The 24,422-nt window shown below is 54.2% G+C and carries 19 protein-coding genes and 1 pseudogene; 13 read left to right on the top strand and 7 right to left on the bottom strand.

Annotated features, from left to right (window positions below):
- The first annotated feature begins 79 nt into the window (after positions 1-79).
- The 6 genes from WN16_RS05430 (at position 80) to WN16_RS05405 (ending at position 6,301) form a co-directional block, all read left to right on the top strand.
- Complete coding sequence (locus WN16_RS05430) at positions 80-1,603, top strand: sugar ABC transporter ATP-binding protein (protein WP_003844755.1); 1,524 nt, start codon at positions 80-82, stop codon at positions 1,601-1,603.
- Complete coding sequence (locus tag WN16_RS05425; protein ID WP_003031803.1) at positions 1,596-2,591, top strand: ribose ABC transporter permease; 996 nt, start codon at positions 1,596-1,598, stop codon at positions 2,589-2,591. The genes WN16_RS05430 and WN16_RS05425 overlap by 8 nt, the downstream gene beginning before the upstream one ends.
- Before the next feature lie 88 nt (positions 2,592-2,679).
- On the top strand, positions 2,680-3,621 hold the full coding sequence (locus WN16_RS05420) for an ABC transporter substrate-binding protein (protein WP_003826688.1): 942 nt from the start codon (positions 2,680-2,682) through the stop codon (positions 3,619-3,621).
- Between the two features lie 120 nt (positions 3,622-3,741).
- A complete protein-coding gene (locus WN16_RS05415; protein ID WP_003031789.1) occupies positions 3,742-4,425 on the top strand; it encodes a D-lyxose/D-mannose family sugar isomerase in 684 nt (227 codons plus the stop codon).
- A gap of 14 nt (positions 4,426-4,439) precedes the next feature.
- Positions 4,440-5,300, top strand: coding sequence for a ketose 1,6-bisphosphate aldolase (locus WN16_RS05410; protein WP_003031787.1), 861 nt, complete (start codon positions 4,440-4,442; stop codon positions 5,298-5,300).
- Positions 5,297-6,301 carry a carbohydrate kinase family protein gene (locus WN16_RS05405; protein WP_086529675.1) on the top strand — a complete coding sequence of 335 codons (1,005 nt, stop codon included), beginning with the start codon at positions 5,297-5,299 and terminating at the stop codon, positions 6,299-6,301. The genes WN16_RS05410 and WN16_RS05405 overlap by 4 nt, the downstream gene beginning before the upstream one ends.
- 87 nt (positions 6,302-6,388) lie before the next feature.
- On the opposite strand, the gene WN16_RS05400 is transcribed toward WN16_RS05405, so the two are convergent.
- On the bottom strand, positions 6,389-7,120 hold the full coding sequence (locus WN16_RS05400) for a response regulator transcription factor (protein WP_044702176.1): 732 nt from the start codon (positions 7,118-7,120) through the stop codon (positions 6,389-6,391).
- A 292-nt stretch (positions 7,121-7,412) separates the two neighbouring features.
- On the opposite strand from WN16_RS05400, the gene WN16_RS05395 reads away from it, so the two are divergent.
- The 7 genes from WN16_RS05395 (at position 7,413) to yjcO (ending at position 17,582) form a co-directional block, all read left to right on the top strand.
- Positions 7,413-9,398 carry an alkyl sulfatase dimerization domain-containing protein gene (locus WN16_RS05395; protein ID WP_044702178.1) on the top strand — a complete coding sequence of 662 codons (1,986 nt, stop codon included), beginning with the start codon at positions 7,413-7,415 and terminating at the stop codon, positions 9,396-9,398.
- A gap of 216 nt (positions 9,399-9,614) precedes the next feature.
- Positions 9,615-9,890, top strand: a complete 276-nt coding sequence (locus WN16_RS05390) for a YtcA family lipoprotein (protein WP_003844749.1) — start codon at positions 9,615-9,617, stop codon at positions 9,888-9,890.
- A gap of 19 nt (positions 9,891-9,909) precedes the next feature.
- On the top strand, positions 9,910-10,944 hold the full coding sequence (gene mdtN / locus WN16_RS05385) for a multidrug transporter subunit MdtN (protein ID WP_044702180.1): 1,035 nt from the start codon (positions 9,910-9,912) through the stop codon (positions 10,942-10,944).
- Positions 10,941-12,980, top strand: coding sequence for a multidrug efflux transporter permease subunit MdtO (mdtO, locus tag WN16_RS05380; RefSeq protein WP_044702182.1), 2,040 nt, complete (start codon positions 10,941-10,943; stop codon positions 12,978-12,980). Before mdtN ends, mdtO begins: the two co-directional genes overlap by 4 nt.
- The gene (locus WN16_RS05375; protein ID WP_044702185.1) at positions 12,977-14,437 is read left to right on the top strand and encodes an MdtP family multidrug efflux transporter outer membrane subunit; all 1,461 of its coding nucleotides are present in this window, start codon (positions 12,977-12,979) and stop codon (positions 14,435-14,437) included. The genes mdtO and WN16_RS05375 overlap by 4 nt, the downstream gene beginning before the upstream one ends.
- Positions 14,438-14,641: 204 nt before the next feature.
- The gene (gene fdhF / locus WN16_RS05370; RefSeq protein ID WP_080602221.1) at positions 14,642-16,789 is read left to right on the top strand and encodes a formate dehydrogenase subunit alpha; all 2,148 of its coding nucleotides are present in this window, start codon (positions 14,642-14,644) and stop codon (positions 16,787-16,789) included.
- 103 nt (positions 16,790-16,892) lie between these two features.
- Positions 16,893-17,582 carry a Sel1 family TPR-like repeat protein YjcO gene (gene yjcO, locus WN16_RS05365; RefSeq protein WP_003031775.1) on the top strand — a complete coding sequence of 230 codons (690 nt, stop codon included), beginning with the start codon at positions 16,893-16,895 and terminating at the stop codon, positions 17,580-17,582.
- A 104-nt stretch (positions 17,583-17,686) separates the two neighbouring features.
- On the opposite strand, the gene gltP is transcribed toward yjcO, so the two are convergent.
- The 6 genes and pseudogenes from gltP to nrfB all read right to left on the bottom strand — a co-directional run bounded on the left by gltP (position 17,687) and on the right by nrfB (position 24,378).
- Positions 17,687-19,000 (bottom strand): glutamate/aspartate:proton symporter GltP, encoded by a 1,314-nt coding sequence (gltP, locus tag WN16_RS05360; protein ID WP_003031773.1) that lies wholly within the window; start codon positions 18,998-19,000, stop codon positions 17,687-17,689.
- 344 nt (positions 19,001-19,344) lie between these two features.
- A complete protein-coding gene (nrfG, locus tag WN16_RS05355; protein ID WP_044702186.1) occupies positions 19,345-19,956 on the bottom strand; it encodes a heme lyase NrfEFG subunit NrfG in 612 nt (203 codons plus the stop codon).
- Positions 19,956-22,182 (bottom strand): annotated as a pseudogene (gene nrfF / locus WN16_RS05345) (heme lyase NrfEFG subunit NrfF). The gene nrfG and the pseudogene nrfF overlap by 1 nt, the downstream one beginning before the upstream one ends.
- An 8-nt stretch (positions 22,183-22,190) precedes the next feature.
- Positions 22,191-23,147: a cytochrome c nitrite reductase subunit NrfD gene (gene nrfD, locus WN16_RS05340; RefSeq protein ID WP_003031764.1), complete on the bottom strand. Its 957-nt coding sequence runs from the start codon at positions 23,145-23,147 to the stop codon at positions 22,191-22,193.
- On the bottom strand, positions 23,144-23,815 hold the full coding sequence (nrfC, locus tag WN16_RS05335) for a cytochrome c nitrite reductase Fe-S protein (RefSeq protein ID WP_003031761.1): 672 nt from the start codon (positions 23,813-23,815) through the stop codon (positions 23,144-23,146). Before nrfC ends, nrfD begins: the two co-directional genes overlap by 4 nt.
- Positions 23,812-24,378, bottom strand: coding sequence for a cytochrome c nitrite reductase pentaheme subunit (nrfB, locus tag WN16_RS05330; RefSeq protein ID WP_003031758.1), 567 nt, complete (start codon positions 24,376-24,378; stop codon positions 23,812-23,814). Before nrfB ends, nrfC begins: the two co-directional genes overlap by 4 nt.
- Positions 24,379-24,422 lie beyond the last annotated feature (44 nt).

Here is a 24,422-nt window from a genome sequence, read left to right as displayed (position 1 = left end):
ATATGAACGGCTTCTGACATTTTGCATTTACATTCCTGTGATGGACTGCTGATATCGGCAACCCCACAGGAGATCCGCCATGAGCAGGACACCGGTTCTGGAGATGCGCAACATTGCTAAAGCGTTTGGCAAATTTTACGCGCTGAAAGGGGTCGATTTAACGGTCTGGCCGGGCGAGATTCATGCCCTGATGGGCGAGAACGGTGCGGGGAAAAGCACCCTGATGAAGATCCTCGCGGGCGCCTATACCGCCACCAGCGGTGAAATCCTGATTGACGGTCAGCCGTTTCACATTCGCGGTCCCAAAGATGCACTCAGCGCAGGCATCACGCTGATTTATCAGGAAATGCAGCTCGCGCCGAACCTGACGGTGGCAGAAAATATCTTTCTTGGCAGCGAGCTGTCGCGCGGCGGTCTGGTCCAGCGTAAAGAGATGGTCATGCAGTCACAGAAAGTCATCGATCGACTCGGCGCCCAGTTTAAGGCCAGCGACCGTGTGATGACGTTGACCATCGCCGAACAGCAGCAGGTTGAAATTGCCCGTGCCCTGCACCGTAACAGCCGCATTCTGGTGATGGATGAACCCACCGCCGCCCTCTCCTCACGTGAAACCCACCGCCTGTTTGAACTGATCATGCGCCTGCGCGATGAGGGGATGGCGATTATCTACATCAGCCACCGCATGGCGGAAGTGTACGAACTCTCCGATCGCGTCAGCGTCCTGCGCGACGGGCAATATGTTGGCAGCCTGACCCGCGACAAACTCAACGCCTCGGAGCTAGTGCGCATGATGGTGGGCCGTCCGTTGAGCGACCTGTTCAACAAAGAGCGCGACATTCCCTTAGGTAAAGCACGCCTCAACGTCCATCACCTTACCGACGGCCATAAGGTCCAGCCGTGCAGCTTGCTGGTGCGCTCCGGGGAGATCGTCGGCCTGGCCGGGTTAGTCGGCGCAGGGCGTTCTGAACTGGCGCAGCTGATTTTTGGCGTGCGCAAAGCCATCGGCGGCATGATTGAAGTGGACGGTGAACCGGTGGTGATCCACTCCCCGCGCGAAGCAATTGACCACGGCATTGGCTTTCTGACGGAAAACCGCAAAGAGCAGGGATTATTTTTAGAGCTGGCAGCGGCAGAAAACATCACCATGGCAACGCTGGAACGTGACGCGAACTGGGGCATGCTCGATCGCAAAAAGGCGCAGGCGATTTCCGATGACGCCATCAAATTGCTCAATATTCGCGTCCCGCATGCCCAGGTCCGCGCAGGCGGCTTGTCCGGCGGCAACCAGCAAAAGCTGCTGATTTCGCGCTGGGTGGCGATCGGGCCACGCATTTTGATCCTCGATGAACCGACGCGCGGCGTGGACGTCGGCGCCAAAAGCGAGATCTACCGGATCATGAACGATATGGCGCGCAAAGGCGTGGCGATCCTGATGATCTCCAGCGAACTACCGGAAGTGGTCGGGATGAGCGACCGCGTGTACGTCATGCGCGAAGGCAGTATTGCCGGCGAGCTGAACGGACAAAGTATTACCCAGGAAAATATTATGACGCTGGCAACCGGCGTGAACGACTCCCATCATCAGGCGGTGCCCCATGAATAATCCAACCACTCCCCAGCAGGTGGCGAAATCCGCCTCCGCAAAAAAAATGCTGATGAGCGATCTGATGCAAACGGTCGGTATCTTACCGATTCTCATCCTGATAGTGGCGGTGTTTGGCTTTATCGCGCCTAACTTTTTTACCGAAAGCAACCTGCTGAATATTACCCGCCAGGCGTCGATCAACATCGTGCTGGCCGCTGGCATGACCTTCATTATTTTAACCGGCGGCATCGATCTTTCGGTTGGTTCGATTCTCGGCACCACCGCAGTGGCAGCCATGGTGGTTTCTCTCATTCCTGAGTTTGCCATGCTGTCAGTCCCTGCTGCACTGTTGCTCGGCATGGTGCTGGGGTTGTTTAACGGCGCGCTGGTCGCTTTTGCCGGCCTGCCGCCGTTTATCGTCACGCTTGGAACCTATACGGCGCTGCGCGGCGCAGCTTACCTGCTGGCCGACGGCACGACGGTGATTAACTCCAACATCAGCTTTGAGTGGATCGGTAACAACTATCTCGGTCCGGTTCCGTGGCTGGTGGTCATTGCGCTGGCGGTGGTGGTGGTGTGCTGGTTCATTCTTAGGCGCACCACACTCGGCGTTCATATCTATGCGGTTGGCGGCAATATGCAAGCCGCGCGCTTAACCGGTATCAAAGTGTGGCTGGTGCTGCTGTTCGTCTACGGCATGAGCGGTTTGCTCTCAGGTCTTGGCGGGGTGATGAGCGCCTCGCGGCTGTACAGCGCCAACGGCAACTTAGGTATGGGTTACGAACTGGACGCCATCGCGGCGGTGATCCTCGGCGGCACCAGCTTTGTTGGCGGGATCGGCACCATCACCGGCACGCTGGTGGGGGCGTTGATCATTGCCACGCTCAATAACGGCATGACGCTGATGGGCGTCTCCTATTTCTGGCAATTGGTGATCAAAGGGGCGGTGATCATCATAGCGGTGCTTATCGACAAATACCGTACCCGACACCATCAAAGTGCATAGACAAGCTTACTGGCCTACTCATTCGTAGGCCTGATAAGCGCAGCGCCATCAGGCGTATAACAACAATACCCTACGTGAGGAAACGAGTATGCGTTTGAAGCCATTAGTGACCGCGCTCTGTGCTGGCGCCCTGCTTGCTGCAGCTCCATTTGTGCAGGCAAAAGAACTGAAATCCATCGGCGTTACGGTGGGCGATCTGGCCAACCCGTTCTTCGTGCAGATCACCAAAGGCGCGGAGCTGGAAGCACGCAAACTGGCAGGTGATAGCGTTAAAGTAACGCTGGTTTCCAGCGGCTACGATCTGGGGCAACAGGTGTCGCAAATCGACAACTTTATTGCCGCCAAAGTCGACATGATTATCCTTAACGCCGCCGACTCCAAAGGCATTGGCCCGGCGGTTAAACGCGCGAAAGACGCCGGGATCGTGGTGGTTGCCGTTGACGTAGCGGCGGAAGGCGCAGACGCGACCATTACTTCCGATAACACTCAGGCAGGCGAAATGGCCTGTAAATACATTACCGACCGTCTGAAAGGGAAAGGCAACGTCGTCATCATCAACGGGCCGCCGGTTTCCGCCGTCCAGAACCGTGTGGAAGGCTGCCAGACTGAGTTTAAACGCCACCCGGACATTAAGGTGCTGTCGCATAACCAAAACGCCAAAGGCAGTCGCGAAGGCGGGTTGGAGATCATGACCGCGTTGCTGGCGGCGAATCCGAAGATCGACGGCGTATTCGCCATTAACGATCCCACGGCGATCGGCGCCGATCTGGCGGCAAAACAGGCGCAGCGTAGCGAATTCTTTATTGTCGGCGTAGATGGATCCCCAGACGGTGAAGAAGCGCTGAAGCGCGAAAACTCACTATTTGTGGCGACTCCGGCACAAGATCCGCAGGTGATGGCTGCCAAAGCGGTTGAAATCGGCTATGACATATTGCAGGGGAAACCCGCCCCGAAAGAACCCGTGCTGATCCCAGTGACGATGATCGATAAAAACAACGTCGGCAGTTATAAGGGTTGGACGGTTAAATAGCCCGCCACAACAACGCCGGTTGGCGGCAAAGATGCCTTATCCGGTCTACAAGATCGCTATGAATTTGTAGGCCGGATAAGCGCGGCACCATCCGGCATTATATTAAGGAGGATTCAGCCGATGAAACGCTCCGCAATAAACGAGATCCTTGGCCACACGCGCCAGTTTTTCTCTCAGCACGACGTGCATCTCCCCCCTTTTGCCAGCTTCCCCCCGACCCAATGGCGCAAGCTTGATGCCGCTGCCTGGAGCGAAGTGTTCGACCTTAAGCTCGGTTGGGATGTCACCGCGTTTGGCGGCAACAATTTCGCCGCGCAAGGATTAACGCTGTTCACCCTGCGTAATGGTTCGCCGAAAGGCATGCCTTACGAGAAATGCTACGCCGAGAAAATCATGCATGTTCGCGATGCACAGGTCACGCCGATGCATTTTCACTGGCGCAAACGCGAAGACATTATCAATCGCGGCGGAGGCAATCTCATTGTAGAACTGTGGAATGCAGGGATCCGCGAGCAAACGGAAGACAGCGACGTTAGCGTGGTAATTGACGGCTGTCGGCAAACCCATGCCGCAGGCAGTCAACTGCGCCTGACGCCGGGTGAAAGCATCTGCCTGCCGCCGGGCCTGTATCACAGCTTTTGGGCGGAAGAAGGTTTTGGCGACGTGCTGGTTGGCGAGGTCTCTTCTGTTAATGACGACGACCACGACAACCATTTTCTGCAACCGATTTCCCGCTACAACGACATTGAAGAAGACGAACCGGCGCTGCTGGTGCTGTGTAACGAATATCGCCTGTTCCGCTAACCAAGGAGCACATTATGCCGTTGATCTCACTCGCTGATGGCCTTGCCCATGCCCGCGAGCACCGCTATGCCTTAGGGGCGTTTAACGTTCTGGATTCACATTTCCTGCGCGCGTTGTTTGCCGCAGCAAAGCAAGAACGTTCGCCGTTTATTATCAACATTGCCGAGGTGCATTTTAAATATATCTCGCTGGATTCTCTGGTCGAAGCGGTCAAATTCGAAGCCGCGCGGCATGACATTCCCGTAGTGCTGAATCTTGACCACGGCCTGCACTTTGAGTCGGTGGTGCGAGCGTTACGCTTAGGTTTCAGCTCAGTGATGTTCGATGGCTCCACGCTGGAGTACGAAGAAAATATCCGTCAGACCCGCGAAGTGGTGAAGATGTGCCACGCCGTCGGCGTGTCGGTGGAAGCTGAGTTGGGCGCAGTCGGTGGCGATGAAGGCGGTGCGCTGTACGGTCATGCCGACGAATCACTGTTTACCGACCCAATGCTGGCGCGTGATTTCGTTGACAGAACCGGGATTGACGCGCTGGCGGTCGCCATTGGTAATGCCCACGGCAAATATAAAGGCGAACCGCTGCTCGACTTCCCGCGTCTGGACGCCATTCGCCAGCAGGCGGCAATCCCGCTGGTACTGCACGGTGGCTCCGGCATCAGCGACGACGATTTCAAGCGCGCAATTGAACTCGGCATTCACAAAATCAACTTCTATACCGGCATGTCGCAGGCGGCGCTGTCGGCAGTGGAGACGCGGATGGCGAATCGTCAGCCCTTATACGACGAATTCGCCGAACTGCTGCTCGGCATTGAGGAAGCCATTACCGATACCGTTTCAGAACAGATGCGCATTTTTGGCAGCGCGGGACGGGTCTGATGGAACGCAAAGGCGTTATCGCCGCAGGCAACATGCTGGTCGATCATGTGCATCAAATTGTACAGTGGCCGGAACGCGGCTGGTTGGCGGAAATCACCCGTAGCGAACGCGCCACGGGCGGTGCGCCGCTTAATGTGCTGCTGACGCTGGCAAAAATGCACACTGGGCTGCCGTTGCAGGCGGTGGGGTTAATCGGTCAGGACAGCGATGGCGACTACATCATGGCGATGCTGGAGCAGTATCACGTTAATCGCCAACACGTGCAGCGCACGACATTCGCGCCCACGTCAATGTCGCAGGTGATGACCGATCCCAGCGGTCAGCGCACCTTTTTCCACTCGCCGGGCGCCAACAGACTGCTGGATTTGCCCGCTTTTGAGCAACTGGATACCTCGATGAAAATCTTCCATCTGGGATATCTGCTGCTGCTCGACAGTCTGGACATGCCGGATAAGGAGTACGGGACGCGTAGCGCAAGGCTGCTGGCGCAAATGCGCGACAACGGCTTTGAAACATCGCTGGATCTGGTCTCACGCAAGGGCGACCCGCGCTACCAGCCACTGGTGATGCCAGCCTTGCGCCATCTCGATTATCTGGTGATTAACGAGCTGGAAGCCGGAGAATTTAGCGGGCTGGAGATCCGCCAGCCCAACGGCGAGCTGCATATCCCGCATATCGCTACCGCCGCGCGCGAATTATTGGATGCAGGGGTACGCCAGCGGGTGGTTATTCACTGTCCGGAAGGTGCCTGGGGTGAAGCGCCGGATCTGCCGGGCGTCTGGATCCCGTCGCAGTACCTGGCGCAGGAAGAGATCGTTGGCAGCGTCGGGGCGGGTGATGCGTTTTGCGCCGGATTCTTGTATGGCTGTCATGAGCGCTGGTCGCTGACGGACAGCGTCAGGTTGGCACACGCCTGTGCGCGGGCAAGCTTGCTGTGCGCCAATGCGATAGACGGCGCGAAGACGCTGGCAGAGTTAAAAGCAGAAATGGTTGACGCCTGATGCGCTGCGCTTATCAGGCCTACGGGATCGTTGTCGCTTTTGTCGGCCGGATAAGACGTTTACGCCGCATCCGGCAACTGCACACGATTACGCCGCCTTATCGTGATGCTGCACGTCGGCGGCAAACACATAACCCAACCCGCGCAGGGTTTTGATCAACATCGGTTGATGCGGGTTAATCTCTATTTTTCGCCGCAAGCGCATGATTAACACGTCAATAGTGCGGTCAAACACCTCAACACTGTCGCTACGCGTCAGCTCCAGCAGTTGTTCCCGGCTCAGCACCCGGCGGGCATTTTGAGCCAGCGCCAACAGCAGGCTGTATTCCCCCTGCGTCAACTCCACCTTCAACTGCTGAGGATTACGAAGCTGGCAACCGGCGGTATCGAGATGCCAGCCATTGAAAGAAAGCCCCGTGGTCTGTGGGCCGCCGTTTTCTGCCGTTAACACGCCAACGCGTCTGAGCACCGCCTTTACCCGAGCCACCAGCACCCGCGCATTGAACGGTTTACCGATATAGTCGTCAGCGCCCATTTCCAGCCCGACCACCACATCCGACTCGCTGCCAAGCCCGGTCAGCATCACCACCGGTAATCCGGGCCTCATCTTTTGCACCTGCTGCAGCACCATCAGACCGTTGATGTCGGGCAACATCATATCCAGCAATACCAGCGCGATCTCCGGCTGAGTCTCAATGCAGCGCAACGCCTCCTGCCCGGTGTGACAAGCGGTCACCGCAAAGACGTGTTCGTTCAGCACATCCTGTAAAAGCGAGCAGACTGCCACGTCATCATCCACAACCAGAACAACGGGTTTCATCATTCGACTCCGTCCACTTCGTTATCATCTTATTGTGAGTAATATCAGGCGAAGTGAAAGAGCACACATGATCTATCTGATAAAAATATAATCCTTGTCACACTATTCAGTAAACATAATAGGTTTTCCTCTGCTCAGCACTTTGGGCACAAATACCTAATAAGAATAACTACGCAGATCACACTTCCTTTCTTTAAAATAAAACATTCGAACTTATGATAATGACAAAATTAAAGCAGCGATATTTACTATTTTAATAAATTCACAGTACATATGATAAATGGAGATTCATATGAATAAATCTCAGCCGTTCCGCCTGAGCAGGATTTTTATTGCATTGGTCGCGACTACCGGAATATTAGTTAGTCCTGTATTTGCCAGTGAATCATCTCAACCAGCGTCACAATATACAAAGCAACAAAATCAGCGTTATTTAACATCATTACCTTTTGCCGATCGCCAGGATTTTGACGATGCGCAGCGTGGTTTTATCGCACCACTACCTAACCAAGGTATTCTTAAAAATGCCGACGGAAAACCCTTTTATCGCGCAGAAGATTATAAGTTTGATATCAATGCCCCTGCACCAGAAACAGTAAACCCCAGCTTATGGCGACAGTCGCAGATCAACGGTATTTCGGGCTTGTTTAAAGTAACTGAACGGATGTATCAGGTACGCGGCCAGGATATTTCCAATATCACTTTTATCGAAGGTGATACAGGTATTATCGTTATCGACCCATTGGTTACCGCTGGGGCAGCAAAAGCCAGCCTGGACCTCTACTATCAACATCGTCCGCAAAAACCGATTGTTGCCGTTATTTATACCCATAGCCATACCGATCACTATGGCGGTGTGAAAGGCATTGTCTCTGAAAATGACGTGATATCTGGCAAAGTGCAGATTCTCGCCCCGGCAGGCTTTATGGAAGAAGCCATCAGCGAAAACGTATTGCTGGGCAATATTATGAGTCGCCGTGCTCTGTTCTCCTACGGCCTGCTTCTGCCTCGTAACCCACAAGGAAATATCGGCAACGGTCTGGGCGTCACGCTGACAACAGGTCTGCCGACTATCATTGCCCCAACCCAATCAATCATCAAAACCGGTGAGAAAAAAGTCATCGACGGCCTGGAGTTCGATTTCCTGATGGCGCCAGGCAGCGAGGCGCCTTCCGAAATGCACTTATATATTCCGGCGCTCAAAGCGCTCTGTACGGCAGAAAATACGACGCACACGCTGCATAACTTCTATACGCTACGCGGTGCAAAAACACGCGATACCAGCAAATGGACCGAGTATCTGAACGAAACACTTGATATGTGGGGCAGCCAGGCAGAAGTGTTGTTTATGCCGCATACCTGGCCCGTCTGGGGTAATCAGCATATTAACGACTATATCGGTAAATATCGCGACACCATCAAGTATATCCACGATCAAACTCTGAATATGGCTAACCAGGGCTATACGATGAATGAGATTGGCAACATGATTCAACTACCACCAACGCTCGCCAATAACTGGGCCAGTCGTGGCTACTACGGTTCGGTCAGCCATGACGCGCGTGCGGTCTACAACTTTTACCTCGGCTACTTCGACGGCAACCCGGCAAATCTGGATCCTTACGGACAGACAGATATGGGTAAACGCTACGTCAAAGCGTTGGGTGGTGCAAAACAGACCATTGAGCTGGCTCAGGAAGCCTATGACAAGGGTGATTATCGCTGGACGTCAGAACTGCTCAAGCACGTGATTTCCGCTGAACCTGACAACCAGGCGGCAAAGAATCTGCAAGCGAATGCGTTTGAACAACTGGGCTATCAGGCCGAGTCCGCCACCTGGCGCGGTTTCTACCTCACCGGCGCGAAAGAACTGCGTGAAGGCGTGCGTAAATTTACACACGGCACCACCAATTCTCCGGACACCATCAACGGCATGAGCGTAGAAATGCTGCTCGATTACATGGCCGTTCGTCTGGACAGTGAGAAAGCATCAGGTAAACACATCAGCCTGAACTTCAACCTGGACAAAGGCGAGAACCTGAATCTGACGCTCAACAACAGCGTGCTCAATCATCGTCAGACCCTGCAACCAGATGCCGACACTTCATTCTATATCAGCCGTACAGATCTACACGACGTGCTGACAGGCCAGGTGAAAATGAGCGATCTGGTACACGCGAAGAAAGTCAAAGTGATTGGCAAAGCCGCGAAGTTGGATGAAGTGATAGCGATGCTGGATCAATTTGATTTGTGGGTTAATGTCGTTACACCCAATTAATAACAAGCCGCTTCCAGAGATATTTTCAATCTCTGGAAGCATATTTATTCACACAACAATGTGCAATCGCAAAAACAATAGAATAAATAAATGAATTATGAACTCGGTGGGCATGCAAAGATATTTTATCTCGTTAAAAAATTGCCATACTGCTGACGCTTTATATTTTTACATTCACTCATGATATTGTTCGCGATAAACAGGATGTATTTTGTTATGCAAACGGTTAACTCCAGCATTGTGATACCGCTGAGAATAATAGGCTGGTTTCTCTCGCTGCCATTATTAACAGGATGCAACTTCTCTCCCGCCATTCCGGTCATCGGTGCTTACTATCCCGACTGGCTGTTCTGCCTTATTGGCGGTGTCATCCTGACACTCATAACCCGAAAATTCATTCTGCATAAATATAGCGGATTGGCCTTTATCGGGATTATTTATACCGCCCTTTTTGCCCTCTACTCCATGCTGTTCTGGCTGGTATTTTTCTAACTTATTTTGAGACGCCCCTATGGAAAGCTCGTCGAACAAAGCTCCGCGTAACAAACTTCCCGCGCTGATGCTGTTGGTACTTGCGCTGGTTATTTTGGTCTTCGTCATCTGGAAACTGGATAGCTCACCCGCGACCAATGACGCCTACGCCTCAGCCGACACCATTGATGTCGTGCCAGAAGTCAGTGGTCGCATTGTCGAACTGGCTGTTTCCGATAACCAGCAGGTCAAGCAAGGTGATGTGCTGTTTCGTATCGATCCCCGTATCTATGAAGCGAATCTGGCAAAAGCACAAGCGTCGCTCGCCGCTCTGGATAAACAGATCATGCTGACCCAGCGCAGCGTAGATGCACAACAATATGGTGCTGACTCCGTACGGGCTACGGTAGAAAAAGCGCGAGCAGCCGCTAAGCAAGCCAGCGATACTCTGCGCCGTACCGAACCACTACTGACGGAAGGTTTTGTCTCCGCGGAAGATGTTGATCGCGCCAGAACGGCACAACGCGCCTCAGCGGCAGATCTTAATGCGGTGTTATTACAGGCGCAGCAGGCTGCCAGCGCGGTGAGTGGCGTTGATGCCCTGGTAGCTCAGCGCATCGCCGTAGAAGCCGATATCGCCCTGACCAAACTGCATCTTGAAATGGCAACAGTACGCGCACCCTTCGATGGCCGCGTGGTGGCATTAAAAACCTCCGTCGGGCAGTTTGCTTCCGCCATGCGACCCATTTTTACCCTGATTGACACCCGTCACTGGTACGTAATCGCCAATTTTCGCGAAACAGAGCTGAAAAATATCCATGCAGGCACACCAGCCAATGTTCGCCTGATGAGCGACAGCGGCAAAGTGTTTGTCGGTAAAGTGGATTCAATCGGCTACGGTGTATTACCTGATGATGGCGGTATGGTGCTGGGCGGTTTGCCGCGTGTTTCCCGCTCTATCAACTGGGTTCGCGTTGCCCAACGCTTCCCGGTAAAAATCGTGGTAGATAAACCGGATGAAGAGATGTTTCGCATCGGCGCATCGGCGGTTGCTACCCTTGAGCCACAGAAATGAAAGCACTTAACTGTTTGCCTCTGCCACTGGTCAGGCTATTGGCGTTTTTTCACGAAGAATTAAGCGAACAACGTCCCGGAAGACTCCCACAAATCATGCAGCTCTGGGCGGGTTGCCTGCTGGTGGTACTGATCTCGATGACCTATGAGATCCCCTTCCTGGCGCTTTCGCTTGCCGTACTCTTTTATGGTATCCAGTCCAATGCTTTCTATACCAAATTCGTGGCGATTCTCTTCGTCGTCGCCACAGCATTAGAGATAGGTAGTTTATTTCTGATCTACAAATGGTCTTATAGCTACCCTCTGGTCCGTCTGATCATTGCCAGCCTGATCGTTCTGGCCTGCATGTTCCTGATGCGAACCCATCGTCTGGGGCTGGTTTTCTTTGCCGTGTCGATTGTTGCAATATACGGGCAATCTTTCCCCGGCATGCTCGACTACCCCGAGGTCGTCGTTCGCCTGACGTTATGGTGCATCGTCGTTGGTCTGTATCCCACGCTACTGATGACGCTGACCGCCGTTTTGTGGTTTCCCAGCCGCGCTGTCAACCAAATGCGCGAAACCCTGCGTGCCAGGCTGGGTGATGCCCTCAATCACCTGACGGCACCGGCAACACCGCTTGCGGAAAAATACATCGAACGAGAAGTGCTGGCGCTGCAAAAGCTGAACATCTTTTGCCTGGCAGATGACGCAAACTGGCGAGAAAAAAGTGCCTGGTGGCAGGCTTGCGTTGCCACAACCACCTATCTGTACACCACGCTCAATCGCTACGATTTCACGGCACATAACCCGGCAACCCGCGATCTCCAGCAGAAACTGTGCCGTGAAATAACCGCATTGCAAGATGCGGTTGCTCGAGGTATGCCCTGGCAAAGTGAATGGGAACTCAGTCAGGCAGAAGCCACAACGGCCCGCGAATGCGGCCTGGAACCCCTGTGCCAAACCCTGCTACAGCTTGGTCACATGGACCCTAATACGCCGCCAGCTCCTGTCGCTAAACCGCCCTCAATGGTATCTGACGCGTTCACCAACCCAGGCTATATTCGCTACGCATTAAAAACACTGCTGGCATGTCTGATTTGCTATGTCTTTTATTCCGGTACCGACTGGGAAGGCATCCACACCTGCATGCTGACCTGCATTATTGTCGCGAACCCCAGTATCGGCTCGTCATACCAGAAGATGGCACTGCGCTTCGGCGGCGCATTTTTCGGCGCAATTCTGGCCCTGCTGATGACGATTTTTGTCATGCCCTGGCTGGACAATATCGTCGAACTTCTCCTGGTGCTGGCGCCACTTTTCCTGATGGGTGCCTGGATTGCCACCGGCTCAGAACGTTCCTCTTATATCGGAACCCAAATGGTCGTCACCTTCGCGCTGGCAACGCTTGAAAACGTCTTTGGCCCAACCTACGACCTGGTGGAAATCCGCGATCGCGCCTTCGGCATTTTGATCGGCACTCTTGTTTCTGCGGTGATCTACACCTTTGTCTGGCCGGAAAGCGAAGCCAAAGCGCTGCCACAAAAACTGGCAAGCTCGCTGGGACTGCTCAGCAAATTACTGCGGATCCCACGTCAGCAGGATGCTGTTCTCATGCGCACTTATCTTCAGATGCGTATTGGTCTCCATGCGACGTTTAACGCCTGTGATGAAATGTGCGAGAGGGTCGCGCTGGAACGCCAACTCCCCGGCGATGAACGCATGGCGCTTATTCAACGTAGTCAGCGCGTTATTCACCTGGGCCGTGACATTCTCTATGCCTGGGATACCACCCGAAATGACGCCCCGACGCTGGATAACGCGGTATTGCTGGAGAGCGCAACACACCTGGCCGATGCGCTGGAAAAATACGCAGCCGACCTGGCGACAGCATCCAGCCTTCCGCCGTCGATTGAAAACCTGTCCCCATCTCAAGACATTTTACCAACGTTACCCAAACAGGAGCGCTGCATCATACAGCAGATAACCTGTTTACCCGACTGGACTCACCCGACGCTAATACCAGCAAGCGAGCAGGAGCAAGGAACCTCCCAATAATGAACCGATCTCTCCCTCGATTACTCCTCTGCGGCATACTCAGCGGCGCAACGGTCCTTTCCGGCTGTGCACTGATCCGCAAAGATTCTGCACCACATCCGCAATTACAGCCTGAGCAGATCTCCCTGGCTAAAGACATTCATCTGGCAAGCTCAGGATGGCCACAGGCACAGTGGTGGCGGCAGTTTAACGACCCACAGCTAAACTCGCTTATTGAAGCAACGCTGTCTGGCTCCCATAACCTCGCCGAAGTGAAGCTGCGTGAAGAGAAAGCGCAGTCGCAGACTGAACTGCTGGAAGGGCGTTCTCAGCTCCAGATGGCAGCGCTGGGCATGATTAACCGCCAGCGAGCGTCTGCCAACGGCTTCCTCGGCCCCTACGCGCTGGATGCGCCACGATTAGGGATGGACGGCCCCTACTACACTGAAGCGACGATTGGTCTGGTCGCCGGACTGGATCTCGACCTGTGGGGCGAGCATCGTTCCGCTGTCGCGGCAGCTATTGGCGCACAAAATGCCGTGATTGCCGAAACCGCAGCAGTGGAACTCTCCCTGACGACCGGCGTCGCGCAGCTGTATTACAGTATGCAAGCCAGCTACCAGATGCTTGATTTGTTGCAGCAGACCCACGATGTTATTGATTATGCCGTGAAGGCCCACCAGAGTAAGGTCGCTCACGGGCTGGAAGCAAAAGTACCGTACCATGGCGCACGTGCGCAATTGCTGGCAGTGGACAAGCAAATCGTCGCGGTTGAAGGACAAATCAAAGAAACTCGGGAATCACTCCGGGCGCTGATCGGTGCCGGCGCAAAAGATCTGCCTGAAATCAAACCGGTCGCACTGCCAACTGTCGATACAGGAATACCCGCAACGCTCTCCTACGACCTGCTTGCCAGGCGTCCGGACTTGCAGGCTATGCGCTGGTATGTGCAGGCTTCGCTGAACCAGGTCGAGGCCGCTCGCGCCCTGTTTTATCCGAGCTTTGATATCAAAGTCTTCTTCGGTTTAGACGCTATCCATATCGATCAACTGTTCAAAAGCACCAGCAGGCAGATCAACTTCATCCCCGGCCTGCGTTTACCGCTGTTTGACGGAGGTCGTCTGAATGCCAATCTGGAAGGCGCCCGCGCAACCAGCAATATGATGATAGAGCGCTACAACCAGTCGGTGCTCAATGCAGTGCGCGATGTCGCGATTAACGGAACACGTCTGCAAACGCTCAATGAACAACGGGTAATGCAGATGGAACGCGTAGATGCCACGCATTACACGCAAGCAGCAGCAGACGCGGCTTACCAGCGAGGCCTGAGCAGTCGCCTGCTGGCAACAGAGGCCAAATTACCCGTGATCGCAGAAGATATGTCGCTCCTGGTCATAGATACCCAACGACTCATGCAGAATATTCAACTCATCAAAGCGCTTGGCGGAGGTTATCAAGCCCCTGCTAACAAGAAGTAGCGTTCTCCGACCTCGCCGCGTGATATCCGTCACGCGGCATTTTCTTTCGTCACGTCAAATATGACGACAGCCTGTTTTTCGTCAGGGTTTTGCGCAAAATTCGCCCGTAATATCGATGAATGCCCCTGATAAAAACATGGCATAAAAGATGCATAACTAAAGCGACAGCGCGTATGCGCGATTTGATTAACTGGAGCGAGACCGATGAAAAAAGTCGTCACGGTTTGCCCATATTGCGCATCAGGTTGCAAAATCAACCTGGTGGTCGATAACGGCAAAATCGTCCGGGCTGAAGCGGCGCAGGGGAAAACCAACCAGGGTACTCTGTGTCTGAAGGGCTACTATGGCTGGGATTTTATCAACGATACCCAGATCCTGACCCCTCGTCTGAAAACCCCAATGATCCGTCGCCAGCGTGGCGGCAAACTGGAATCTGTTTCCTGGGATGAAGCGCTTGATTACGTCGCCACTCGTCTGAGCGCCATCAAAGCGAAGTATGGCCCGGACGCTATTCAGACGACCGGTTCATCTCGCGGTACGGGTAACGAAACCAACTATGTAATGCAAAAATTCGCGCGCGCCGTTATTGGTACCAATAACGTTGACTGCTGCGCTCGCGTCTGACACGGCCCATCGGTTGCAGGTCTGCACCAATCGGTCGGTAACGGCGCAATGAGTAATGCTATCAATGAAATTGATAACACAGATTTAGTGTTCATCTTCGGGTATAACCCGGCGGATTCCCACCCGATCGTGGCGAATCACGTGATTAACGCTAAACGTAACGGGGCGAAAATCATCGTATGCGATCCGCGCAAAATTGAAACCGCGCGTATTGCCGACATGCACATCGCGTTGAAAAACGGCTCGAACATCGCGCTGCTCAACGCCATGGGTCATGTCATCATCGAAGAAAAACTGTACGACCAGGCGTTCGTCGCCTCCCGTACGGAAGGATTCGAAGAGTACAGCAAGATTGTCGAAGGTTACACGCCGGAGTCCGTCGAAGATATCACTGGCGTTAGCGCGCAGGATATTCGTCAGGCTGCACGTATGTATGCCACGGCAAAAAGCGCGGCTATCCTGTGGGGTATGGGTGTTACCCAGTTCTATCAGGGCGTGGAAACCGTGCGTTCACTGACCAGCCTCGCAATGCTGACCGGCAACCTCGGTAAGCCAAGCGTGGGCGTTAACCCGGTTCGTGGTCAGAACAACGTTCAGGGCGCATGCGATATGGGCGCGCTGCCGGATACCTATCCGGGCTATCAGTACGTTAAGTTCCCGGAAAACCGCGAGAAATTCGCTAAAGCCTGGGGCGTGGAAAGTCTTCCTGCACATACCGGTTATCGCATCAGCGAACTGCCGCACCGTGCTGCGCATGGCGAAGTCCGCGCGGCGTACATCATGGGTGAAGATCCATTACAGACCGATGCTGAACTCTCCGCAGTGCGCAAAGGCTTTGAGGATCTGGAACTGGTCATCGTGCAGGATATCTTCATGACCAAAACCGCCGCTGCCGCAGACGTTATTTTACCGTCTACGTCATGGGGTGAGCATGAAGGCGTATTCTCCGCGGCTGACCGTGGCTTCCAGCGCTTCTTTAAAGCCGTTGAGCCGAAGTGGGATCTGAAAACGGACTGGCAGATTATCAGTGAAATCGCCACCCGTATGGGCTATCCGATGCACTACAACAACACCCAGGAAATCTGGGACGAGTTGCGTCATCTGTGCCCGGATTTCTACGGTGCCACTTACGAGAAAATGGGCGAGCTGGGTTATATCCAGTGGCCTTGCCGCGACACCTCAGAAGCCGATCAGGGGACGTCTTATCTCTTTAAAGAGAAGTTCGACACCCCGAACGGCCTGGCGCAGTTCTTCACCTGCGACTGGGTAGCGCCAATCGACAAACTCACCCCAGAGTACCCAATGGTACTGTCTACGGTGCGTGAAGTCGGCCACTACTCTTGCCGTTCGATGACCGGTAACTGTGCGGCGCTGGCCGCGCTGGCGGATGAACCGGGCTATGCCCAGATCAACACCGCCGACGCAGAACGCCTGGGCATCCAGGACGAAGAACTGGTGTGGGTTAACTCGCGTAAAGGTCGGGTCATTACCCGTGCGGCAGTCAGCGATCGTCCAAACAAAGGCGCGATTTACATGACCTACCAGTGGTGGATTGGCGCATGTAATGAGCTGGTAACCGAGAACTTAAGCCCGATTACCAAAACGCCAGAGTATAAGTACTGTGCCGTTAACGTTGAACGCATTGCCGATCAGCGCGCTGCCGAGCAGTATGTTATTGATGAGTACAACAAGCTGAAAGCCAGTCTGCGCGAAAGCGCGATGGGTTAGTCCGTTTACGTACCTGTTCTGCAACAGCCTCCGCCCGGAGGCTGTTTTTTTATCCATACGATCTCTTTATACTGTTCATTCCGTACCCTAAATAAAACTCAAAATGAAACAACTCATTGCATTGATGTTCTTTATGACATTCTTTGCCCATGCCAGTGATACTGAGCCAGGAAGTCAGTACTTACAGGCCGCTGAGGCAGGGGACCGTCGCGCACAGTACTTTCTTGCCGATACCTGGTTCAGTTCGGGCGATTTGAGCAAAGCCGAGTATTGGGCGCAAAAAGCCGCCGACAATGGCGATGCCGACGCCTGCGCGCTCCTGGCGCAAATCAAAATTACGAATCCGGTCAGTCTGGATTACCCCCAGGCCAAAACGCTGGCGGAAAAGGCAGCCAAAGCGGGCAGTAAAGCAGGAGAACTCACCCTGGCGCGGATTCTGGTCAACACCCAGGCAGGACACACAGATTACCCCAAAGCCATTACCTTGCTGCAAAACGCCTCTGAAGATCTGGAAAATGACTCGGCCGTCGACGCGCAAATGCTGCTCGGGCTGATTTACGCCAACGGCGTGGGGATCCCCGCAGACGATGAAAAAGCGACGTGGTATTTCAAACGCAGCTCCGCCATCTCCCGCACCGGTTATTCCGAGTACTGGGCCGGAATGATGTTCTTAAACGGCGAGCAGGGTTTTATCGTGAAGAATAAACAGAAGGCGCTGCACTGGCTGAATCTGAGCTGTATGGAAGGGTTCGATACCGGCTGTGAAGAGTTTGAAAAGTTAACAAACGGGTAATGGTTTGCATTGCCGGATGGCGGCATAAACGCCTTATCCGGCCTACAGTTCACCGTCTTCCGTAGGCCGGATAAGCGCAGCGCCATCCGGCAATCTTTCATTAATTAATGATTAGCAGTCTTATCAAATTTACCCAGCATCTCGCGCTCGTAAGCCAGCGCCTTCTTGCGGTCAAATTTGTGCTCCCACTTGGCGATAACCAGCACCGCCAGCGCATTCCCCACCACATTCAGCGCGGTACGCGCCATGTCGAGGATACGGTCAACACCGGCAATAAACGCCAGGCCTTCCAGCGGGATCCCCACGCTGCCAAGCGTAGCCAGCAGTACCACGAAGGAGACGCCCGGCACGCCCGCAATCCCTTTCGAGGTCACCATCAACGTCAACACCAGCACGATTTCCTGCCACAGCGACAGGTCGATACCATACAGCTGCGCAATAAAGATCGCGGCAATACTCTGGTACAGCGTTGAACCATCAAGGTTGAATGAGTAGCCGGTCGGCACCACAAAGCTGGTGATTGAAGCCGGTGCGCCATAGGCTTCCATCTTCTCGATAATACGCGGCAGTACGCTCTCGGAACTGGCGGTAGAGTAAGCCAGAATCAGCTCATCTTTCAAAATGCGGATCAGGATCCAGATGCTCAGACCGCAGATACGCGCCACAATCCCCAGCACCACCAGCGCGAAGAACAGGATGGCAAAATGTACCAACAGCACCAGTTTCGCCAGCGGCCACAGTGAGGCAAAACCGAAGTTCGCGACGGTCACAGCAATCAGCGCAAAAACACCGACTGGCGCATAACGCATCACCATGTGGGTCACTTTAAACATGGTTTCTGAAATCGAGCGGAACACAGTCACCAGCGGCTCGCGGTGGGTTGCTGGTAGTGAAGACAAGCCTAAACCAAACAGCACCGAGAAGAAGATAATCGGCAACATATCGCCTTTCGCCATCGACGCGACGATATTAGTCGGCACCAGCGACACAATCGTGCCCATCAGGCCATGCGCGTGGCTCTGCACTTCTGCGGTGGTATTTTGATATTTCGAAATATCCACGGTCGCCAGTTGCGACATATCAATCCCGGAACCCGGCTGGAAAACATTCGCCAGCGTGATGCCAAGAATAATCGCTACGGTGGTGATCACTTCGAAATAGAGAATGGTTTTGGCGCCAATACGGCCCAGCTGTTTTGCATCACCCACCCCGGCAATACCAACCACCAGCGTGGAGATAACAATCGGCACGACGATCATTTTGATCAGATGGATAAAGATATCGCCCGCCGGAGACAGCAGGTTGACCACCAGCCATTCGCGGCTGTCGCTATGGTAATGCAGGTAACTCCCTAGCAGAATGCCCAGCACCATGGCGATTAGAATCTGCCATGCCAGGCTGACTTTCAAATTTTTCATAACAACGGACTTCCTCGATGGAGCGCTATTCCACATGCGGTGTGTGGGAATAGTACATACTGAAAGGGTATGAATTGTGTTGCGTTCGTTTATGGAGTTTTTTAACGCTTATTATCATTATCATCTGCATGGCATTCCGCGCAACCCTCTAAGAACAGGGCTTTTGGCTGAATTTATGCATAAAAATGCAATTTTATCGCGGTATTGATGAATAACTTTTTGTTATAAAAGAATTTTAATATGTTCAAAAATGAAGAAGTCATAGCGTGAGTTTTTTTCGCTCACCTGTTCGTTTGCCTGTTTTTTAAACAGGCAAAATGATACAAATCACAAATAAAACAAATTTATTTTTGCCGATTCTGCAACAACTTCGCCATATTAATAGAGTCAACGAGCTGTGCCCGGTTCACCCTCGGCGAGTTTAAATCCATAACTTTTTGCCAAACTGAAATAGCCTGGGCGTAGTCTGCCTGCATAAACGCATCTGAGGCTAACAACATCAGCGCGGTGACCTCTGCCGGGTCCAGCGCCAAGGCCTTATCAATCATCTCGCGAGTGGGCGGCGCCATATGTTGTCCGGCCTGGTAATACAATACCGTTGCCATCGCTGAATAGATCTCAGCATTTTCACCGCCGACACGCAGCGCCTGCTCGTAGGCCAGCAGCGCATTATGATACGCGTTTTGCCAAAGATAGTACTCCCCGAGTTGCGCCCATTTCACGCCGTCCTGTGGATTGGCTCGAATCTGCGATTGCAGCAAAAGCAACTGTTTTTCCTGAATATTTTCATCAGAGAAAGCATGTAAAGGGTCCGCCAGTCGCGTCTGCTCCTGACGAACCGCCTGCCATTTTGGCGTCAACAGGTAGCCTCCAATGCAGGCCGCAACCATCAGTACCACCGCAGCGGTCAGCCGCTTCACGGGCATTGGGCGTAACAGCGGCTCGCACTGGCTCATTATTCACCTTCCTCCGTATGCTGACGTCTTCTCACTCGCCAGACCACGACACCTACCAGCAACAACAACAGGCACGGCAACGCCCACAGCAGCAGCGTTTGTTCATTCAGCGGCGGATTATAACGAACGAAGTCACCGTAACGCTCGGTCATCCAGGTGGTTATCTCAGCTTCACTTTTCCCTTCCGCCACCATGCTATAAACCTGATGGCGCATACTGACCGCTACCGGCGCATTGGATTCCAGCAAATTTTGGTTTTGGCACTGTGGACAACGCAGTTGGCTGGCAATAGACAGCGCTTGTTCCTGCTGCTGCGGGTTGGCAAACGTCCATGTGTCCACAACCTGGGCATGCGTAGCGAAAGTAATGAAAAACAGGACGAGCGTTAAGAGTAATAACTTTCTGCCGGATGGCGCTGCGCTTATCCGGCCTACGGTTTGCGCACCTTGTAGGCCGGATAAGGCGTTTACGCCGCCATCCGACAACGCTGTGATTAATTTACGCATCACGCTTCCTTCCTCGCCATCCGCTCAGCAGCGCGCCAAAGACCATTAATAGTCCCCCACCCCAAATCCAGCGCACGCCGGTCTGCACGTACAAGCGCATGGCATAACGGTCTGGTCCGGTTTTTTCACCCATTACCGCATACCAGTCATGCATCAGGTTCCAGCGGATCCCCGGCTCCATCATCTGTTGACGACGCGCGGCATAGAAGCGCCTTTCAGGTTGCAGGCTGCCAATGCGTTTCTCATTGTGCCACAGCGTGATCTGCGCTTTTTCACTGGTGTAGTTACCTTTGGCTTCCAGGTCGAGACGCTCAAAACGGAAAATGTAACCCGCCAGTTCAACCTGCTGCCCAGGGCTCAGGTTCAGGCTTATCTCCTGACGGCTCCCGCTGTAAAAGACGATCCCCGCCGCAAACACCAGCACTCCGGCATGCGCCAGCAGTGCCGGAAGTTGGATGCGGAAAGACACTTTGCGGCTTCTGACCATTGCCAGCACAATAACCAGCAGCATCAGTAGGCCAAAGGGCAGCGTAGCGCGGTTAAAGTACGGTGCACCCACGGAAAGCCGCCCCCAGCCGAACAGCCCGTAAATCATCGGGTAGAGCGTGCCAATCAGCACAATCAGCAGCACCGCACTAAAGAGCAGCAGCGCAACCAGAATCAGCATCTCGCGTGACCAACCGCCAAAACGAGCATTCTGCCGGACTTGCTGGCCCCGCCAGGCGTACAACCCGAGCGACGCCAGACTCAACACGGTAAACAGCGCAAACAGCGGCGCGGCACGAACGTTATCCAGCGCGAAAGCATGCACCGAAACGAGAATGCCGGAACGCACAATCAGCGTCCCCAGCAGCGATAAAATCAGCGTGACGATCGCCAGCAGCAGCGACCAGTGGCGGAAGATCCCGCGCTGGCGCGTGATATACAGGCTATGTAGCAGCGCGCTGGCGGAAAGCCAGGGTAATAAGGAAGCGTTTTCTACCGGGTCCCAGAACCACCAGCCGCCCCAGCCCAGCTCGCAGTAGGCCCACCAGGAGCCGAGGATAATCCCCAGCGTCAGCGCGCACCAGCCGGGCAAGGCCCAGCGCCAGCACACCCAGGCGCTCTGCGCATTAAAGTCACTACGTAGCAGCGAGGCCAGCGCCACGCCTGCCGCCACCATCAAACCACCGTAACCCAGGTACAGCAGCGGTGGATGGAGGATTAACCCGAGATGTTGCAGCATCGGGTTAAGGTCGCGCCCTTCAATGGCTGGCGGAAAGATACGCACGAACGGATCGGACCATACCACTACAAACAGCAGCAGCAGGGCCGTTATCATTGAAAGGACACTGAGCGTCAGCGGAAACAGCGCGTTGGTATTACGCCGATAGCGAAGAGCAAACAGCGCGCTCCAGGCGGAAAGAAACAGCACCCACAGCAGCAGCGATCCTTCATGACCGCCCCACACCGCCGCCAGTTTTAATCCCCACGGCAGCAGGCTGTAGCTGTGCTGGGCAACGTAGACCACCGAAAAATCGCTGGTCAAAAAGCAGAATACCAGAATGGTAAAGGCCAGTAGCAGCAGGGCAAATTGCGTCCACACGCCCACGCTTGCCAGGCGCATCACCCCTTGCCAGCGCTGCCGGACACCTACCAACACGGCAAGCGGGGTCAACACGTTGACCCCGAGGCTTAATAACAGCGCCAGAAAACCGGCTTCAGGAAGGAGAACGTCCAGATATCACCTTACGCAACGGTTAGCTGACCCGCATAGAGGATAAAAAAGCGCAGCAGCAGTACGCCGGTCAGGCTAGCGCCGCACACTGCCAGCACGCCATGAAACGTCGAACTGCGGTTGGCCCAGGGTTTTAGCAGCATCGGCAGTATCAACCCAAGCCCAGCCACGCCAAGCCAGAACCACCAGGTCCAGAATCCGCCGCCCAGTGCCGCCGCCAGCGCACGCATTTTGCCGTCATCGCCCAGCGCCAGGCCGACGAAGAACGCCGCCAGAAGGAAGATCTCCAGCCATACCACCGGGACTTCCATGCGATGCACAAAGTGCGCTTCCGTACTGTGCGGGTTGCTACGATGACGTAACGCCATGGCGATCAGTGCCACCGCCGCACCGGAGGAGATCCCGGAGAACAGAAACAGCACCGGCAGGATCGGGTTATTCAGGAACGGGTAGGATTTCAGCGCCGACAGCAGGAACCCGGTATACGCCCCGAGCAGAACCGCCAGCACCAGCATCAGCGTCTCAAGCGCGCGATGGAACGGCGTGATTAGCGTCAGTAGTTTTGACACAATCGTCAGTCGCGGCACGAACCGCTGTTGCAGGGCAATCACCTCTTTTTCAAAGATTTTTGCCAGCCACAGCACTAACACCACCATGTACAACTGGAACAGCATGACCCCCATCGACATCACCGAGGTGAAGCTGTAGTGGAACATCAGTTTCCAGAAAGTCCATGGACGCGTCAGGTGGAACACCAGAATCAGCAAACCGAGGATAATTGCCCCCGGCCCTAACACCAGCGTGGTGCGCAGCAGCGTGCTGTCTGAACCGCCCGCCTCCGGATGGAAGCGACGCAGCAGAATCGCCAACGTGACCAGTCCAGCAGAGATACCTATCAGGAACAGATAGATGGCAATGGGCCAGTCCCACACCAGTGATTCAAAATGAAATGCAGAAGCGGATGTCATTGGCTCACCTCCCCAAATTTAAAGGGAACGCGGTAGACCTTCGGTTTTGTACCCAACGCCAGTTTGTAACGGTAGGTAGTTTTCTGCTGCAACAAACGGGATATATCACTGTTGGGATCGTCCAGATTACCAAACGTCAGCGCCTTCGTCGGGCATGACTCAACGCAGGCGGGCTGTTTGCCCGCTTTCAGGTTGGTTTTCCGGCAGAAATCGCATTTATCCGCCGTTTTGCTCACCGGATGGATAAACCGCACGCGATAAGGACACGCGGCGATACAGTACTGGCAGCCAACGCAAAGGTCCGGGTTCACATCCACAATACCGCTGGCGGCATCGCGATACGATGCCCCCGTCGGGCAGACGTCAACGCAGGGAGCGTGGTCGCAATGCTGGCACGAGTGACGGAAGAAGCGATACTTCACATCAGGAAATGTCCCTTGCGGCTCGCTGCGAATAATCGTCAGACGCGATACGCCTTCCGGCACGTTGTTAACTTCCCGACAAGCATCCATGCAGGCCGTACAGCCAATGCATAAAGACTCATCATGAACCATACCGTAACGCACGCCATTGATGTTCAGCGTCTTCGCCACAACGCGCCCCGCCGTCCCGCTCACTGCCACCAGCGCGCCGACGCCGGTGATAAACTGGCGACGAGAGCAACTCATGGATGCTCCTTAAGCAACGGAACCGACGCCGGGTTAAAGTTCGGATTGTTACGTTGATCGCTGTGGCAATCGACGCAAATCTTGATCCGTCCTTTATCGCTCAGCGTCTGCATCGTGTCTTGCTTCGGATGCAGTGAGTGACAGCTGGCACACGCTACTTTGGTTACGTGGACATCGTGCGGCCAGAACGCTTTTTGCAACTGCTCAGGCAGGTGACAGGACATACAGACACTGTTCTGCTGCTCCACGTTGTACATCGGCTCATTAAAGCGCATCACATCTTTCACCCCTTCGCGGTGGTTCGGTGACGGCTGGCCGTGACAATTGGTGCAGGTGACAGGCAGTTTGTTATTCGGGTTGATGGCTTCCGCATGCTTACCATGCATGCCTTCGGTATCCGGCTTGTGACAGTCCAGACAGGCGGCATCCGGATTACGCTGTTGGGTAACCGTCCAGCGTTGATCCGACTCCTGCGGCGTTGGCGTGGCAGTGATTCCACTCAGGCTCCATAACAAGCCTGACGCCAGCACCCCAGCAGTTAATAACGAACGTAATACGCTCATATTCACTCCGTTGAGTTATCCGCCCCTTGCGGGGCGAAATGGGG

Origin of the sequence: Citrobacter sp. ABFQG, from assembly GCF_004322975.1 — a bacterium.
In the GTDB taxonomy this organism is placed as follows: Bacteria; Pseudomonadota; Gammaproteobacteria; order Enterobacterales; family Enterobacteriaceae; genus Citrobacter; species Citrobacter freundii.
The sequence above is the reverse complement of the archived record's forward strand: the minus strand, read 5'-3'. Positions and strand labels throughout refer to the sequence as shown.